This is a genomic window from Pseudomonas sp. BS3767, from assembly GCF_900099665.1.
In the GTDB taxonomy this organism is placed as follows: domain Bacteria; phylum Pseudomonadota; class Gammaproteobacteria; order Pseudomonadales; family Pseudomonadaceae; genus Aquipseudomonas; species Aquipseudomonas cerasi.
Window position 1 is genome coordinate 22,191 of sequence record NZ_FNCX01000006.1, and the last position, 15,824, is coordinate 38,014.

Annotated in this window: 11 protein-coding genes; 10 read left to right on the forward strand and 1 reads right to left on the reverse strand. The window is 56.6% G+C overall.

Annotation, left to right across the window (positions count from 1 at the left end; genetic code table 11):
• Window positions 1-21: 21 nt before the first annotated feature.
• The 9 genes from BLR16_RS17755 to BLR16_RS17795 all read left to right on the forward strand — a co-directional run bounded on the left by BLR16_RS17755 (window position 22) and on the right by BLR16_RS17795 (window position 10,433).
• Window positions 22-576, forward strand: a complete 555-nt coding sequence (locus tag BLR16_RS17755; RefSeq protein WP_003368475.1) for a rhomboid family intramembrane serine protease — start codon at window positions 22-24, stop codon at window positions 574-576.
• Window positions 577-660: 84 nt separating this feature from the next.
• The gene (locus BLR16_RS17760) at window positions 661-1,326 is read left to right on the forward strand and encodes a DUF2491 family protein (RefSeq protein ID WP_003368476.1); all 666 of its coding nucleotides are present in this window, start codon (window positions 661-663) and stop codon (window positions 1,324-1,326) included.
• A 13-nt stretch (window positions 1,327-1,339) separates the two neighbouring features.
• Entirely contained in the window at window positions 1,340-1,765 is a 426-nt protein-coding gene (locus BLR16_RS17765; protein ID WP_003368477.1) for a DUF350 domain-containing protein, read from the forward strand.
• A 27-nt stretch (window positions 1,766-1,792) separates the two neighbouring features.
• A complete protein-coding gene (locus tag BLR16_RS17770) occupies window positions 1,793-2,539 on the forward strand; it encodes a DUF1190 domain-containing protein (protein WP_004414143.1) in 747 nt (248 codons plus the stop codon).
• Window positions 2,540-2,550: 11 nt separating this feature from the next.
• Window positions 2,551-3,708: a glutathionylspermidine synthase family protein gene (locus BLR16_RS17775; RefSeq protein WP_074807884.1), complete on the forward strand. Its 1,158-nt coding sequence runs from the start codon at window positions 2,551-2,553 to the stop codon at window positions 3,706-3,708.
• A gap of 520 nt (window positions 3,709-4,228) precedes the next feature.
• Window positions 4,229-5,584 (forward strand): DUF1329 domain-containing protein, encoded by a 1,356-nt coding sequence (locus tag BLR16_RS17780; protein ID WP_074807887.1) that lies wholly within the window; start codon window positions 4,229-4,231, stop codon window positions 5,582-5,584.
• Window positions 5,585-5,817: 233 nt separating this feature from the next.
• Window positions 5,818-6,864, forward strand: coding sequence for a YCF48-related protein (locus tag BLR16_RS17785; RefSeq protein ID WP_058396654.1), 1,047 nt, complete (start codon window positions 5,818-5,820; stop codon window positions 6,862-6,864).
• Window positions 6,865-6,891: 27 nt separating this feature from the next.
• Window positions 6,892-9,282: an efflux RND transporter permease subunit gene (locus tag BLR16_RS17790; protein ID WP_074807891.1), complete on the forward strand. Its 2,391-nt coding sequence runs from the start codon at window positions 6,892-6,894 to the stop codon at window positions 9,280-9,282.
• A gap of 437 nt (window positions 9,283-9,719) precedes the next feature.
• Window positions 9,720-10,433, forward strand: coding sequence for a LuxR C-terminal-related transcriptional regulator (locus tag BLR16_RS17795; RefSeq protein WP_054081176.1), 714 nt, complete (start codon window positions 9,720-9,722; stop codon window positions 10,431-10,433).
• A gap of 149 nt (window positions 10,434-10,582) precedes the next feature.
• Here BLR16_RS17795 and BLR16_RS17800 read toward each other — a convergent pair whose 3' ends face one another.
• Entirely contained in the window at window positions 10,583-11,635 is a 1,053-nt protein-coding gene (locus BLR16_RS17800; RefSeq protein WP_032609993.1) for a fatty acid desaturase family protein, read from the reverse strand.
• A 323-nt stretch (window positions 11,636-11,958) separates the two neighbouring features.
• On the opposite strand from BLR16_RS17800, the gene BLR16_RS17805 reads away from it, so the two are divergent.
• Window positions 11,959-15,819 (forward strand): non-ribosomal peptide synthetase, encoded by a 3,861-nt coding sequence (locus BLR16_RS17805; RefSeq protein WP_054081174.1) that lies wholly within the window; start codon window positions 11,959-11,961, stop codon window positions 15,817-15,819.
• Window positions 15,820-15,824 lie beyond the last annotated feature (5 nt).

Sequence of the window (15,824 nt, forward strand, 5' to 3'; positions counted from 1 at the left end):
CAAGGTGGACGAGGGTAGTGCATGGCGTTTTCCCGACGACTCAAGGTCATCCTCGTCCTCTCGGCCGTGTTGATTGCGGTACAGGCAATCAACTCGGTCACCGACAACAGTCTGGTCCATTTCGGTATCATGCCGCGCAGCTTCATCGGGTTGCGCGGCATTGTGTTTGCGCCCTTTCTGCACGGGTCGATTCAGCACTTGCTCAGCAATCTGTTGCCGTTCATTGTGCTGAGCTGGCTGGTGGCGACCGAGGGTGTCAGGCGTTATGCATGGGTCGCCGGGCTGATCTGCCTGCTGGGCGGGCTGCTGGTCTGGAGCTTCGGTCGCAGCAATATCCATGTCGGCGCAAGCGGTCTGATTTTTGGTTTGTGGGCTTATCTGCTGGCGCGTGCGTGGTATCAGCGCAGTATCGCCAGCGTGCTGATCGCGCTGCTGGTGCTGGCCGCTTACAGCGGGTTGGTATTCGGCTTCGTTCCGGTGGCCGGCGTGTCGTTCGAATCACATATCGCCGGTGCAGTTGCGGGCGTTTGTGTGGCCTGGCTGATGCATTCCAGGGCATTGCTGGCGCAGAAGTGAGCCAGTCTAATGCGCGGCGGCAGTGCGCCTGTTGCGCTTGAAGAGCGTTATATATCGTCACCCGTCACTGCAAGGAAATGGATTATGAGTTGGTTCAAACGGGCCATGGGCCTGGAAGCCCCCAAGGCATCAGGCCGGGACGGCGTACAACCGGTCAGCACGGTCAGTCCGCTGGGGCTGGCGTCCGGACGCATGCTGTGCCTGGACAGTTCACTGAAGCTGTTGCTCGACGGTCACTCGGAAGTGGTCGTTCCGGGCGATGAAAAGGTCTGGTCCGTAGGGCATATTGATCTCGGCCAGTCCATGGCACTGCATCGTTTTTACCTCGATAACGAGGACTATTTTCTGCAAGTGGTCAGCGACGGCCCCAATCCGGAGGACGTGCAGGACATCATCCTGTTCGGCTACTACAGCGCCGAGCCGATCACCAGCAAGGATGAATTGCTGCGCCTGACCGGGCCATCATCGAAGATCGGCCTGCCGACCTACGAGCACGATGGCGAGGTCTTCGAGCGGCAATGGGGGACTTCCCCTGGCCAGACCGAGCTGACGCCGCTCGATGAAGACATTGTCAGTCCCGACGCGACTTATCGTGTCAAGCACCTGAGCATGCTGTACGCCCGCGAAACGGGACTGATCAACCGCCGTGAATTTCTGCTGTTTTCCGTAGAGGAAGACGAGGAGGGCAGCATCACGCTCACCACGGCGGTCGGCATAACGCTGCAATCCACTGATATCAACGTTCTTTGACAAGGAAATCCTCATGATCGACGCGCTGCGTATGTCGCTCAATGCCACGGCCGTGTTTGGCTTCGTCCTGTACATTCTGGTGGCGGTCATCCTGTTCGCGCTGTTCCAGTTCATCTACAGCCGGATCACCCCACACAAGGAGTTTGCGCTGATTCGCGAGAACAACAGTGCCGCCGCGCTGGCGTTGGGTGGTTCGCTGATCGGTTTCGCGCTGCCGGCCAGTAACATCATCAGCTACAGCATCAGCATTCTGGACGTGATCGTCTGGGTGGTGATTGCCGCCATTGTGCAGCTGCTGGCGTTCGGCGTTACCAGTCTGGTGCTCAAGGGCCTGTCGACACGCATCGCCAAGGGCGAAATGGCAGCAGCCATCTATTCGGCCAGCGTCGCGATCAGCGTCGGTCTTCTCAATGCCGCCTGCATGACCCCGTCGGTCTGACGGCAGCCTTGAACAAGGAGACTCACGATGAGACGTAGTTCAGTAAAACTGGTACTCGCCGGTGCACTGCCGCTGGCCCTTGCCGGGTGTGGCCCGTCCGAGAAAAAGGACACCGTCAACGCCAAGGCCAACTTCAGTTCGGTGCAGGAATGCGTCGATGCCAAGGTGCCGGTGAATATCTGTTCGGATGCCTACATGCAGGCGCTGTCCGATCATCGCCGCATTGCGCCGACCTATGATGACAAGGCGTCCTGCGACGCGGACTTCGTACCGGATTATTGCCAGGTCACCTCTGACGGCAAGTACATGCCCAAGCTCGGCGGCTTCGAACTGGGCTTTTCCGGGCAAGTGCCGAAAGAGGCACTGGACCGTGCCAATCAGGAAGTCAACCAGTCTGCTCCGGCAGGCATGAGTGGCACCACCGGGCTGATGGCCGGGCTGCTGATCGGCAATCTGCTCAGCAACGGCTTCGGCAATAACCGCTATTACTCGCAGCCCATCTACCAGACGCGCGATGATCGAGGCGGTTATTACAGCTCGTCGCTGCCCAGTCAGATCGATCGCGGCAAGACCTTCGGCCGTTCCACCCAGGCGCAATCCAGCCCGGATCGCAGCTACGGCAGGAGCACCCTGGGGCGCAATCTGGGCAGCTCTGGGTCCGGCTCGTCTTCGGTGTCATCGACCATCTCGCGCGGCGGCTTCGGCAGCCAGGCTTCGGCACGCAGTGGCTGGGGCGGCAAGAGCAGCAGTGGCAGCAGCAGTTTCGGAGGCTGACGGTTCGCGGCATGAAAAAGATCAGCATCGAGGAACGTCCGGACTGGCGCACGACCGCCGAACGTCAAGGCTTCAACTTTCACACTATCGACGGCGAGCGTTACTGGGACGAGCGCGGGTATTACCTGTTCAGCGAACAGCAGATTACCCGCGATCTTGAAGCGCCCACCCGGGAACTTCACCAGCTGTGCATGGACGCCGTGGCGCGCGTGGTGGACAGCGAAGCGCTGCTCCATCAACTGGCGATTCCGGAAGCGTTCTTCGACCTGATCCAGACCTCGTGGAAGGAGGGACACCCGCATCTGTACGGGCGCTTCGATTTTGCCTACGACGGTACAGGCCCGGCAAAGATGTACGAAATCAATGCCGATACGCCGACCAGTCTGATGGAAGCCGGGGCGGTGCAACTGCTCTGGCTGGAAGAGCAGATGGCGCGCGGCGTGTTGCCTGCGCATGCCACCCAGTTCAACTCGATTGCTGAGGATCTGGTTCGGGCCTTTGCCGAGTTTTCCGGCACGAGTCCGTTCTACTTTTCGGCGATGTCCGGTTCCATCGAAGACCGGGGCACTACCGATTTCCTGCGGCGTATGGCAGCACACGTCGGCATCGATGCGAGGCATATCGATATCGAAGACATCGGCCTCGGCGCTGATGGGCGTTTTGTCGATCTGGACGGGCGCTGGATCGAGCGCTTGTTCAAACTGCACGCGTGGGAGCATATCTTTCACGAGGAATTCGGCCAGCACGTGTCAGCCAGCGGCACTCAGTTTGTCGAACCCGCGTGGAAGGCGATTCTCAGCAACAAGGGGATTTTGCCGTTGTTGTGGCAGTTCAACGAAGGTCATCCGAACCTGCTGCCTGCGCATGTCGACCACGAGCCGAGCAAAGCGCTCCCCAAAGGCTGGGTGCGCAAACCCTACTTTTCCCGTGAGGGTGCCAATATTGAAATGCGTACGCCCGGCGATCAGGTCATCTCGGTCGATGGGCCTTATACCGATGCGCCCTACATTCTGCAGGCGTACTCGCCGCTTCCGCGATTTGGCGACAGCTACACGCTGATCGGCTCCTGGATCATCGGCGATCTTGCGTCAGGGATCGGTATTCGTGAAGACGACAGCCTGATCACCAAGGACACCAGCCGCTTCCTGCCACACGTGGTTATCGACTGAGCGCTGCCTGTCGTCACCCGGTGTTACTGGCTTGAAGCACGTAACACTCTTTTTTGTTACCACACGTTCATATACCCGCCAATAAGCCGCCATAACGAGCGGCCTTGTTAGTATGCTGTCTGACAATCAAACAGGCGGTGTCGTTGTTTTTAATTCTGGTCATAACGCGGGAGCACGTCGTTTCAGATCTGTACCTTATATAAGTTGTGATCTGTTCTTTATTGCCTGTTGGCATTCACGTTGCATTACTGTGGGCCATTCCGGGTGCCTGCTTCATGAATGTTTAACAGCGTGTTGTTCATTCTTTTTTATTTTGTGAAGTTTCCTACGGACGTATATCCGATAGACAAACTATTCGCGGGAAGAATACGTGGGTCACTCGGTCTGCCTGTCAAACAACTGTTTATTGGCCGCGCGTCAATAACCGGTGTCGCCCTGACAAAACGCTGTTTATAGCAGAACTATTACAGGCCAGGACGCCATACATGCGTCCCGACGTGGCCATGCAAGGAGAGCCCACATGCTCATGAAACAACTGCTGGGCGGCGCGCTGACGCTGCTGTTCGCGATCAACACCTGCCAGGCAGTCGATACCACGTTGCTCGGGAGTCGTTTGACCCCGCTGGGAGGCGAGATGGCAGGTAATGCCACGGGGACCATTCCGCCCTGGACGGGCGGAATCACCCGGCCCCCGCCCGGATACAAGGGCTCGGGCACTCGGCATGTCGACCCGTATACCGCTGACAAGCCCCTGTTCACCATCACTCACGCCAATATGCAGCACTATCGCACGCGCCTGACGTCTGGGCAGGTGGCGATGTTCGAAACCTACCCCGACAGCTACCGGATGCCGGTATACCCCACGCGACGTTCCGGATCGGCGCCGCAATGGGTGTACGACAACACCCGCCGCAATGCGCAGAAAGCCCGATTGATCGGCGGTGGCAATGGTTTTGTCGATGCCTACGGAGGCATTCCATTTCCGCTTCCGGAAAAGGGCATTCAGGCCGTGTGGAACCACATTGCCCGGTATCGCGGCCATTATGCGGTGCGACGTACTTCGGAAGTTGCGATACAGCGCGACGGCAGTTTCAAGCTGAACACGTCGCGTCAGGAAGTGCTGTTTCGCTTCTATGATCCTGCGGGCAGCTTTGCCAGTCTGGATAACGTGCTGTTCTATTACCTGTCGTTTACCCAGTGTCCCACGCGTATGGCCGGTTCTGCCGTGCTGGTCCATGAAACACTGGACCAGATACAGGAGCCGCGGCAGGCGTGGACCTACAGTGCGCGGCAACGTCGGGTACGCCGCGCGCCGAGTCTGGCTTACGACATGCCGATCCCGGCCTCTGAAGGCTTGCGTACGGCTGACGACACCGACATGTTCAATGGCTCGCCGGATCGTTACGACTGGAGGTTACTGGGCAAACGCGAGATTTATATTCCCTACAACAACTACCGCATTTCCAGCCCCGACATTACCTATCGGCAATTATTGCAGGTGGGTCATCTCAACCCGGCCTATACGCGCCATGAACTACATCGTGTATGGGTGGTGGAGGGCACGCTCAAACCGACCGCGCGTCATGTCTACTCAAGACGCACGCTGTACCTGGACGAGGACAGTTGGCAGGCCGCAATCGTCGATCAGTACGATGCCCGGGGGCAGTTGTGGCGCGTCTCCATGGCGTACCTGAAGAACTACTACGAACTGCCGACGACCTGGTCTGCTCTGGACGTCTTCCATGACCTGCAGGCCCGGCGTTATCACGTACAGAACCTCGACAATCAAGAGCCTGGCACCAGTGATTTCTCTCAACCGGCGCCCAGCGTGAACGCCTTCAAACCAGCGGCCTTGCGGCGCAGAAGCATTCGCTGACCGGCGTCTGGGCAGTCTGCGCGATCAACCGTCGTGATGATCCATCAATCACATTCAGCGCGCTTAACAAAAGATAACGACATGTCGATTGTCAGGCATTTGCAAAGCTGCCTAGGATGGCTGAGCTTCCAGACAGGTAACGCCATAGCGCTGCGGGCGTCGACATCGATACGAGTTGTCCGGCACCCACACCCGATAACAGCCACCTGATAATAATAAGAGCGGAAAAGTCCATGCGTGAGTCTTTCCATCGTCGCACCCGGTTATGCGCGGGCATGTCCCTGGCTGTCGTTGCGTCATCCCTGTTTGCGCTGCCAGCCATGGCCGGTTCCGAGGCGCTAGCCACTGCCGTTGCTGCAGACGCTCCTATTTATGCCATCGAGTCGACCAAAGCCTCTCGCACGTTGTTGCTGGACGTCGCCCATGCGGGTGCGCGGCTGGTCGCGGTGGGTGACCATGGGCATATTCTGCTTTCCGATGATCAGGGCAAGACCTGGAGTCAGGCTCGTGTGCCTACCCGGCAGTTGTTGACGGCCGTGTTTTTTGTGGATGAACAGCACGGTTGGGCGGTCGGTCACGACGCGCAGGTACTGGCCAGCAGCGATGGCGGCAAGAGCTGGAGCAAGCAGTTCGAGGACTTGAAGCGCGAGGCTCCGCTGCTGGATGTCTGGTTCAAGGATCTCGACAACGGTTTGGCCATCGGTGCCTACGGCCTGCTGCTGAGCACGGCCGATGGCGGGCAGCACTGGGAAGATGTCAGCGACCGGCTGGACAACGAAGACCAGTACCACTTGAACGGCATCACTCAGGTCAAGGACGCCGGCCTGTTCATCGTCGGCGAAGCGGGCAGCATGTTTCGCTCCCGCGACGAGGGGCAGACCTGGGAGAAAATCGACGGCCCGTATCAAGGCTCGTTATTCGGTGTGATCGGCACGGCACAGCCGTCCACGCTGCTGGCCTATGGTCTGCGCGGCAATCTGTTTCGCTCCAGCGATTTTGGTGACAGCTGGCAGCCCGTCGAACTGAAGGGTGCGCGCGGGCCGATCGAGTTCGGGCTGGCAAGTGCCACGCTGCTGGCCGATGGCTCGCTGGTGCTGGTCGGCAATGGCGGCAGTGTCATGCGCAGCACCGACGACGGTGAAACATTCGCGGTCTTCAATCGACCTGATCGCATCTCGCTGGCCGGGGTCACTGGCAATTCTCAAGGCAATCTGATTCTGGTCGGGCAGGGCGGCGTTCGCCTCACCTCGCCGACGGGCGCCGATACCACCCAACAATAAGACCTTTCAGGGCGGGGATATTCAGGCATGAACACGCACCAGCACGCGCAAGATCCGGATGACAAGGCAACCTTCCTCGAACGCCTGATTTTCAACCATCGCCCGGCAGTCATCATCCTCTGCCTGCTGGCCAGCCTCTTTCTGTTCTGGCAGGCCACGCAGGTGCGGCCTTCCACCAGTTTCGAGAAGATGATTCCGCTGTCCCATCCGTTCATCCAGAACATGATGGAACACCGCAACGATCTGGCGAATCTGGGTAACACCGTTCGTATCTCGGTAGAGGCCAAGGAGGGTGACATCTTTTCCAAACCTTACATGGAGACGCTGCGTCAGATCAGCGACGAGGTGTTCTACATTCCTGGCGTTGACCGTTCTGGCCTGAAATCGCTGTGGAGCCCGAGCGTACGCTGGACCGAAGTGACGGAGGAGGGCTTTGCCGGAGGCGAAGTGATTCCGCAGAGTTACAACGGTTCGGATGAGAGTCTGGATCTGTTGCGCAACAACATACTCAAGTCCGGACAGGTCGGGCGGTTGGTGGCCAACGATTTCAAATCCAGCATCATTGATGTGCCGTTGCAGGAGTCCTACCCGGATCCGGCAGACCAGGGCAAGTTGCTGGCGCTGGACTATCAGCAGTTCTCGCACCAGCTTGAAGAGAAGATCCGCGACAAGTATCAGGCGCAAAACCCGAACATCAGGATTCACATCGTCGGCTTCGCCAAGAAAGTCGGCGACCTCATTGACGGCCTGTTCATGGTGGTAATGTTCTTTGGCATCGCCTTTCTGATCACGCTGGTGCTGTTGATCTGGTTCACCCGCTGTCTTCGCAGCACCATCGCCGTGCTGATCACCACCTTGATTGCGGTGATCTGGCAACTTGGGCTGATGCACGTCGTGGGGTTCGGTATTGACCCGTACTCGATGCTGGTGCCGTTCCTGATCTTTGCCATCGGCATTTCCCATGGTGTGCAGAAAATCAACGGTATCGCCTTGCAATCCAGCGAGGCCGACAACGCCCTGACCGCTGCAAGGCGGACGTTTCGTCAGCTGTTTCTGCCGGGCATGATCGCGATTCTGGCCGATGCGGTCGGCTTTATCACGCTGCTGATTATCGACATCGGGGTGATTCGCGAGCTGGCCATCGGCGCTTCCATTGGTGTGGCAGTGATCGTGTTCACCAACCTGATCCTGCTGCCGGTGGCGATTTCCTACGTGGGCATCAGCAAGCGGGCGATCAATCGCAGCAAGCAGGATGCGGTGTCCGAGCATCCGTTCTGGCGCTTGCTGTCCAACTTTGCCAGCCCAAAGGTTGCGCCGGTCTCCATTGTGCTGGCGCTGCTGGCCTTCAGTGGCGGGCTCTGGTACAGCCAGAACCTGAAGATCGGCGATCTGGACCAGGGCGCGCCGGAGCTGCGTCCCGATTCACGCTACAACAAGGACAACGCGTTCATTATCAGTCATTACTCCACCAGTTCGGACGTGCTGGTGGTGATGGTCAAGACGCCACCAGAAGGTTGCTCGGCCTATCCAACCATGTCAGCGATCAACGAACTGGCCTGGAAGATGGAAAACACCCAGGGCGTGCAGTCGGCCATTTCGCTGGTGACGGTGTCGAGACAGATGATCAAGGGCATGAACGAGGGCAACCTGAAATGGGAGAGCCTGTCGCGTAACAAGGATGTGCTGAACAACTCCATTGCCCGCGCCGACGGCCTGTACAACAACACCTGTTCGCTGGCGCCCCTGCTGGTGTTCCTCAACGACCACAAGGCCGAAACCCTCGACCGGGCGGTGCATGCAGTGCAGGACTTCGCCAGGCAGAACGACACGCCGGACCTGCAATTTCTGCTGGCCGCCGGCAACGCTGGTATCGAGGCCGCGACCAACGAGGTGATCAAAAAATCCGAGCTGACCATTTTGATTCTGGTCTACCTCTGCGTGGCAGCGATGTGCATGATCACCTTCCGCTCATGGGCCGCCACGCTGTGCATCGTCCTGCCACTGGTGCTGACCTCGGTGCTGGGCAACGCGCTGATGGCGTTCATGGGCATCGGCGTCAAGGTCGCGACCCTGCCGGTTGTGGCGCTGGGCGTGGGCATCGGCGTCGATTACGGCATTTACATCTACAGCCGCCTGGAAAGCTTCCTGCGCGCCGGTCTGCCGCTGCAGCAAGCCTATTACGAAACCCTTAAGTCCACCGGCAAGGCCGTGCTGTTTACTGGTCTGTGCCTGGCCATTGGCGTGTGCACCTGGATCTTCTCGGCAATCAAGTTTCAGGCCGACATGGGCCTGATGCTGACCTTCATGCTGCTGTGGAACATGTTCGGCGCACTGTGGCTGCTGCCCGCGCTGGCACGGTTTCTAATCAAGCCGGAGAAGATGGCGGGGAAGGTGGGCAATTCGCTATTTTCACATTAAGACACACATGAGGTTATCCAGCCTCTTCTTGGTGAAGTGTCTTCGCTCTGTGCCGAACGTTTCGCAACGCGCGGCTGCTTTTATTGATCGGCTTGTGTCAGGTCAAGGTTGCCTTGCCCTGTAAAAGGGGGACAGCGGGATGAGAGAAGGGGCGAAGAATAGAGTTTTTAGGGTGATAGAGTTAAAGTTTTTATGAGACGCCTATCAGAACTATCAAGGTATTGTTCTGTGGGGTGGAGCTGTTAGTGTGCGGCTTAATAAGATGTCGTAAGAAATACTATAATCGCGCACAGTGAGTATCAGTGTGCAGGCAAAGTGCCGGTATTCAAAGTCTGAGAGTTACTTAAGTTGCGTGAAGGGTGGGGCGTAGTTATCATGAATTGCATGGGCTTCTCACTTGAGAAGTAGCCATTTCAAATGGTTCATGGAGTAGGATGATGGCACTTTCATTGCGCAGCGATATGTTTGGCCATGAAAAAAGCACCGGCAGACAAAAGCTGGAATGGGAGTTCGAACAGAGTGCAAGTGAGCGGGGTGTTCATCACTATGCCTATTTTTTTTATCATCACACGCCAGCCTTACAGCAACATGGCTTTGTTCTGGTCAGCGGTCCGGAGGCAGGGGAAAAGAACAGTCATTGTGCGGAGCGGCAGGACGTAGCGGATACGGTTCGGGGCGTTGCTTGCTCTCAGCCACTATTTACCGGGTTACTGAACAGGCCTGTATCATCAAATGACCGTGGCGAAATGATCGACGCCGGTACCACCTCTGACGGGATGACGGCGTTCTACCTCGGCGAAGAGAAGGCATTCAGTTTACTTCGGTTTGCAAATAAAGAAGCCGGAACAGGGAATGCGCAAGGCGAGTACAGTCTTGCGACGGAGGTGAAGTCGCTGGTTCGTGAGTTTCATCATAAGTTGACGGGCCTGGTCATGGGCTTGAATGAATCGGACGAAAACTTCACTATCACGGACCGTGAAAAGGAAGTGTACATCTGGACGGCAATAGGCAAGACCTGTAATGAAATTGCCGTCATTCTAAATATATCCAAAAGAACCGTGGATTTTCACATTTCCAATGTGATCTCGAAGTTGGGTGTCCGAACCAAACTTCAGGCTTGCATACAACTGACCAAGATGGGCATTTTGTAAGGGACGGTGCTAGCCTTGACGACCGCCCTGAGTGGCAGGTCGCAAAGGCCATTAAAGCGTTGAGTGAGCCTCGGCTCTTTGTGCGCGATTCCGATACAGCGCGGGTTCGATCGGAATACTTATTGACAACCTGCAGTGGAACGCGACGGCTACCGGTTATCGCCTGTTGTTGCCTGCGTACCTTCGCGCGTCGACTGCTCGTACCGCGCCTGATGCGCAGTGTTGTGCTGAGAATGACGTTTGTTTTGCAGGCGATAAATGTTCAGTATCTGGCGTATGACCGATTGCCTGTCGCGACGACCCGAGATGATGCCACCCTTGACCTGATTGACTGCAGCATAGCTCGGGTCCTGCAAAAGAACGCAGTGCGCCTTGTACAGATTCCAGTAGGGGATGCCTGCAAACAAGTGATGAGTGAGATGCAGGTTGTCTCCATGCATGCCGATAAACAGCCTCTCCCACCAGGAGGGGAAACGGTTGCGGGTGATACGCAAGGCCTCCCGTTCCTTGCCGAACAATCCAAAATGTTCAGAAACCTCTGACAGCCAACCGATGACCTGAAAAGCCGTGAGGTAAGGAACGAGCCAGAACATCAGGTAACCGTACAGGCCTGTGGTGGCGTAGAACAACGAGAATAAAACAGCGTGTACTGCGATGAGGGTCAGCGCTTTGCGAGGGGACTTGAACAGTGCGCCCAACCGATGAATGACAAGGTAACGCAGGTAGCTGAATATATTCAGGAGCAGCACGGTTTTAAGCAGATGGTTAAACATGAAGTCAAACCGATCTACGGTCGCCTGCAGTCCAGAATCGATATAGTAACGGTAGTCCGGGTCTTTGTCGGCGTCACCGAGATGATGGTGATGCAGGTGCACGTGCGAATGTCGATAAGCTTCGTAATCCTGAAAGATGGGTAAGCCGGTTAGATAGTGGCCAATGGCATAACTTAGGGAACGGCTTTGAGTCAGGGTTAAATGGGCTGCTTCATGAACAAGGGAGGCGAGTGCGCGTTGCCTTGAACCGATAATTAGCACGCTGAGGGGATAAGCATACAACGACCATTGGGTGAGTGCGACAGCGGAAGCAATGACAATAATATCCCCCGACCAACCCAGTAGCCATCGCCAGTTATTCTTTTTGTAAAGACGCATGAGTTCAAATTTGAGTGCATCGTTACAGTGAAATCTTTGGACGGTTTGCATCGTTTACCTCGACAGGTTGTGCTCTGCAATGCGTTGTTATTAGGGCGTTATATAGACTAGGAAGGTTGGGGGGGCTGCGTAAGCTGTTATTTTTCACAGGTAGACGGTTACAGGGTGTATGTGTTTTTTTTGAAAGAAGTCAATCGTCGTTAACAAAATCTCTTGCATCGGTTTTTTTACGAGGTTGATGTCACCTGATTAATATGTTACCTGAGGCCGTCATGAACAGTTTTGAGAAAAATAATACCGCACCGTCACGCTCTCAAGATCTCGCTAAGCGGGCCGGCGTACAGCATATAACCGGTACGGAAGGGCCACTCTCCATGTCTCAGGAACAGGCCTGGTTTCTTGAGACGTTAGTACCAGAAAGTATCGCTTATAATTTTCAGGCCATGCTGAATATTCGCGGCGACCTTGATATCAACGCGCTTGAACTGGCGCTGAGTATGGTGGTTGAGCGTCATCAGTCACTCTCCACTGTTTTCGATGAGGTTGACGGGGAGCCACGGCAAACTATTCAGGACGCCTGGCCCGTGAACATCCCGATCGTTGACCTGTCTGCCAGCAGTGAAGCGGTACGGCAGACCTACATGAATTCTATTATAAAAGCTGAAATAGCCCAGAAAATCCAAGTGGCGAAACTTCCGCTGATTCGATGGGTGCTGTTCAAATTCAGTGACCAATTCCACTCATTGCTGCACATCGAACACCACCTCATTCATGACGGCTGGTCATTTCGGCTGTTTCTCAAAGAGCTCAATCATTTTTACAACGAACAAAAGGGCCGTGTTAATCAAGAGCCCCTTGAGCCGGTGATCCAGTTTATCGATTACTGCCAATGGGAGCGCGACTGGCTGGATTCGGCTCAAGGTCGTCAAGGCCGAGACTTCTGGTACGGTCGTCTTGAAACCTGGCCTGCCTACACGCATTCGCCGTTTCCTGCACCGAAGGGTGGGCAAGCGGCGTTGGATTTTGTCGGCAGTTCCGTGTCGGTACCGTTGCCCGGTGGGTTGATCAGCGCACTTCAGGCGTATGGCTCGAAGAATAAATCCACCCTGTTCGAGACTATGTTTTCACTGTTTGCCTGTGTAGTAGCGGCGCGTTCGGGTCAGACGCAACAACTGATCGGTACCGCCGTCGCCAACCGCGACCTGCCGGGTATCGAAAACACCATCGGTATGCTGGTCAACATGTTGCCGCTGCGCATCGACATTGACGCGAACACGCCCTGGGCACCTCTACTGGCAGCCGTGAAAGAAGAAATCCGCACGGCCTGTTTGCAGTCGCATGTGCCGTTTTCCACCATGGTTGCCGATCTGAGCCCGGAGCGTTTAACTCAGCAGTTACCTTACATTCAGGTTGCTTTCAGTTTTCATAACTCCATGTCCCGCACCCTGGACTTTGCGGACATTGATGTCGAGGTGGTGGAGGGCTTGGCAAACGGTTCTGCGAAATTCGACCTCAATGTCATTTGCGTTTTCGATGACGAGGTTAACCCGGCCGCTGGCGGTCGTTTCATGCTTGAGTACTCCACCGCTGTCGCCAAAGAGGCAGATGTCGTAGCGCTTATGGATGATTTCCTCCACCTGGCAAGCGCCTGGCTCGAGCAACCGGCAGAAAGCCTCGCCAATGTACGCAAGTCTGCTGTCCTTGCCGCAGGCGGTACTTCTGTCAGTCCTGGCGTAGAGTTCTGGAAACAATCTCTCGACCTCGAAGCCTCGGGTCTTCTGGCTGACCATGCGCTTAATCGCGTTGTCAGCGGGCCACTTGTGCGTCATGAAATCCCATTGTCGGATGAAAGCCTTGCACGCCTGTTTCAAGCGTGTGAACAGCGCCGCATTGAACCTGAAGTAGCGCTTTTTTCTATCTATGCCATTGTCATGGCACGTTATGGCGGGCATCAAACCGTCGTGGCTGGTCTGGGTACCGCTGCCGATGGACAGCGTCTTGCCACACCGTTGCCACTCAAGCTGACGCTCACTGCGCACGATACATTTGCCGATGTCTTCCTGCGCACACAACAGCACTGCGAGCAGGCTCGTCAGTGGCACGCATCTTCCGCACAGAGCCTGGAAAAAGCGCTCGATGACAGTGTTGCGGCATCGGGAAGAGCGCCACAGTCATTAATACAGTCGGTATTCTGCAACGGCCTGTCCGCGCGTGCAGAGCAGGGAAGTGCTTCGGGCAGTCTGCATCCGCCCATCGAATTCGTCCTGGACCGTTCCGGCACAAAGGCTTCGTTGTCACTCGGCTATGCCGCTGACCTGTTCACTCAGGAAACAGCGACATCAATGGCCGGGCATTATGTCCAGCTGCTGGAAAAGGCCGGTGAGTCACTTGACGAGACGTTGGCACAAAGCCTGTCGGCCCAGCACCAGGCTGCCATTCAGGCACAGTGTGAGGGGCTTGCTTCGACCTACCCTGAAACGTCCCTGCACGCCATCGTCGAGGCATTTGCGGCTACACAGCCCGAAGCCATCGCTGTGCGGTGCGGGGAGGCAGTGCTGACGTACGCTCAGCTCAATGAGTCCGCCGACAAAATTGCCGACATATTGCTTCGCAAGGATGTGCAGCCCGGTGATGTCGTCGGTATCTGCATGATGCGCTCCGAGTGGCAGGTTGCAGCGCTCTTGGGCGTACTCAAAGCCGGTGCGTGCTACCTCTCGATCGACTGTGCGTCGCCTGCCGAGCGTCGTGACTGGCTGCTGGAAGAGGCGGACGTCAAGTGGGCACTGATCGATGAGAGTGCTCCGCCTCTACGTGATGCAACCTCAACGCTGTTGATCGGGCAATTGTTGACTGAGCAGGATGACCTGCGCGTGTCGCCACTGGTCAAGCCTGTCGTCAGCGCCGATGCTCACTGCTATTACATGTTCACATCGGGTTCCACAGGCACTCCGAAAGCCACTGCCAGTACCCACCGCGCGGTCGTGAGTCTGGTCAAGGGGACGGACTATATCGATATCAATGGTGACGACCGCTTCCTGTTTTTCGCGCCCCTCGCCTTCGATGCATCGACCTTTGAAATTTGGGGTGCCTTGCTGAACGGCGCGCAGTTGGTGGTTCAGCCTGGAGAAGCCGGCGGGCTGGATGACCTGGCACACACACTGGAAAGCCAGCAGGTCAGCGTACTCTGGCTGACGTCCGCATTGTTCCAGGAAATGGTCGATCAGTATCCTCATGCGATGGCTGGCGTCAGACATGTAGTGACCGGCGGTGACGTTGTTTCACCGCAAAGCATGCGCAGTTTTCTGGCACAGTCCACCGGGACGCTCACCATCGGGTACGGCCCTACTGAAGGTACGGTGTTTACCACTGCCTACAGCATGGACAAAGTCGAACAAGTGACTGACAAGCCTCTGATCGGATGGCCAATTGCACAGGCCGATGCCTACATCGTGGATGTTTTCGGGCAGCTTGCCGAGCCAGGTGTTCCAGGAGAGTTATTTATCGGCGGCACAGGTATCACCGGCGCCTACCTCAAGCGTCCGGAACTGAGCCAGGAGCGTTTTGTGACACTGAAGAGGTTCCCCGGCAAAACTCTCTTCCGCACCGGTGACCTGGCGCGCTGGACCCAGAGCCGCGGTATCGAGTTTCTGGGGCGCAGTGACAGCCAGATCAAGATCCGTGGCTTGCGCATAGAGCCTGGTGAGGTTGAGCAGGCGATACGTCAATTGCCTGGTGTCACGGCGTGCTCGCTGATTCTGCGCACACTGAATCTTGATAAGCAACTCGTTGCCTTTGTCAGTCTGGACGGGACCATTGCACTGGATGAACAACAGATTCGTGTAGCGCTAAGGGATCGCCTCCCCGACTACATGGTGCCTTCCGAAGTGCATGTGATCGAGCAACTGCCGGTCAATGCGAGCGGCAAAGTCGACAAGCGTGCATTGCTTGAACTGGCGACTCAAAACGGCCGTGCAAGAGTCACCAGCGAGCGACCGTCGACGGCTCTGGAAAAATCCATTGCCGAGGTCTGGGCGCAAATCCTCAATGTGCCGGAAGTGGGTAGAAACGAAGACTTCTTCTCCATCGGCGGGCATTCGCTGGCCGGCATGCGGATCATGTCGCGGCTGAGCAAGCAATTCGGCAGTCGTCTGTCGCTGAATCTGCTCTTTGAGTATCCCAGCGTCGAGACGCTTGCAGGTGCTATCGAGCGCTCGACCGAGCCGTTGACCGCCTGACCGCC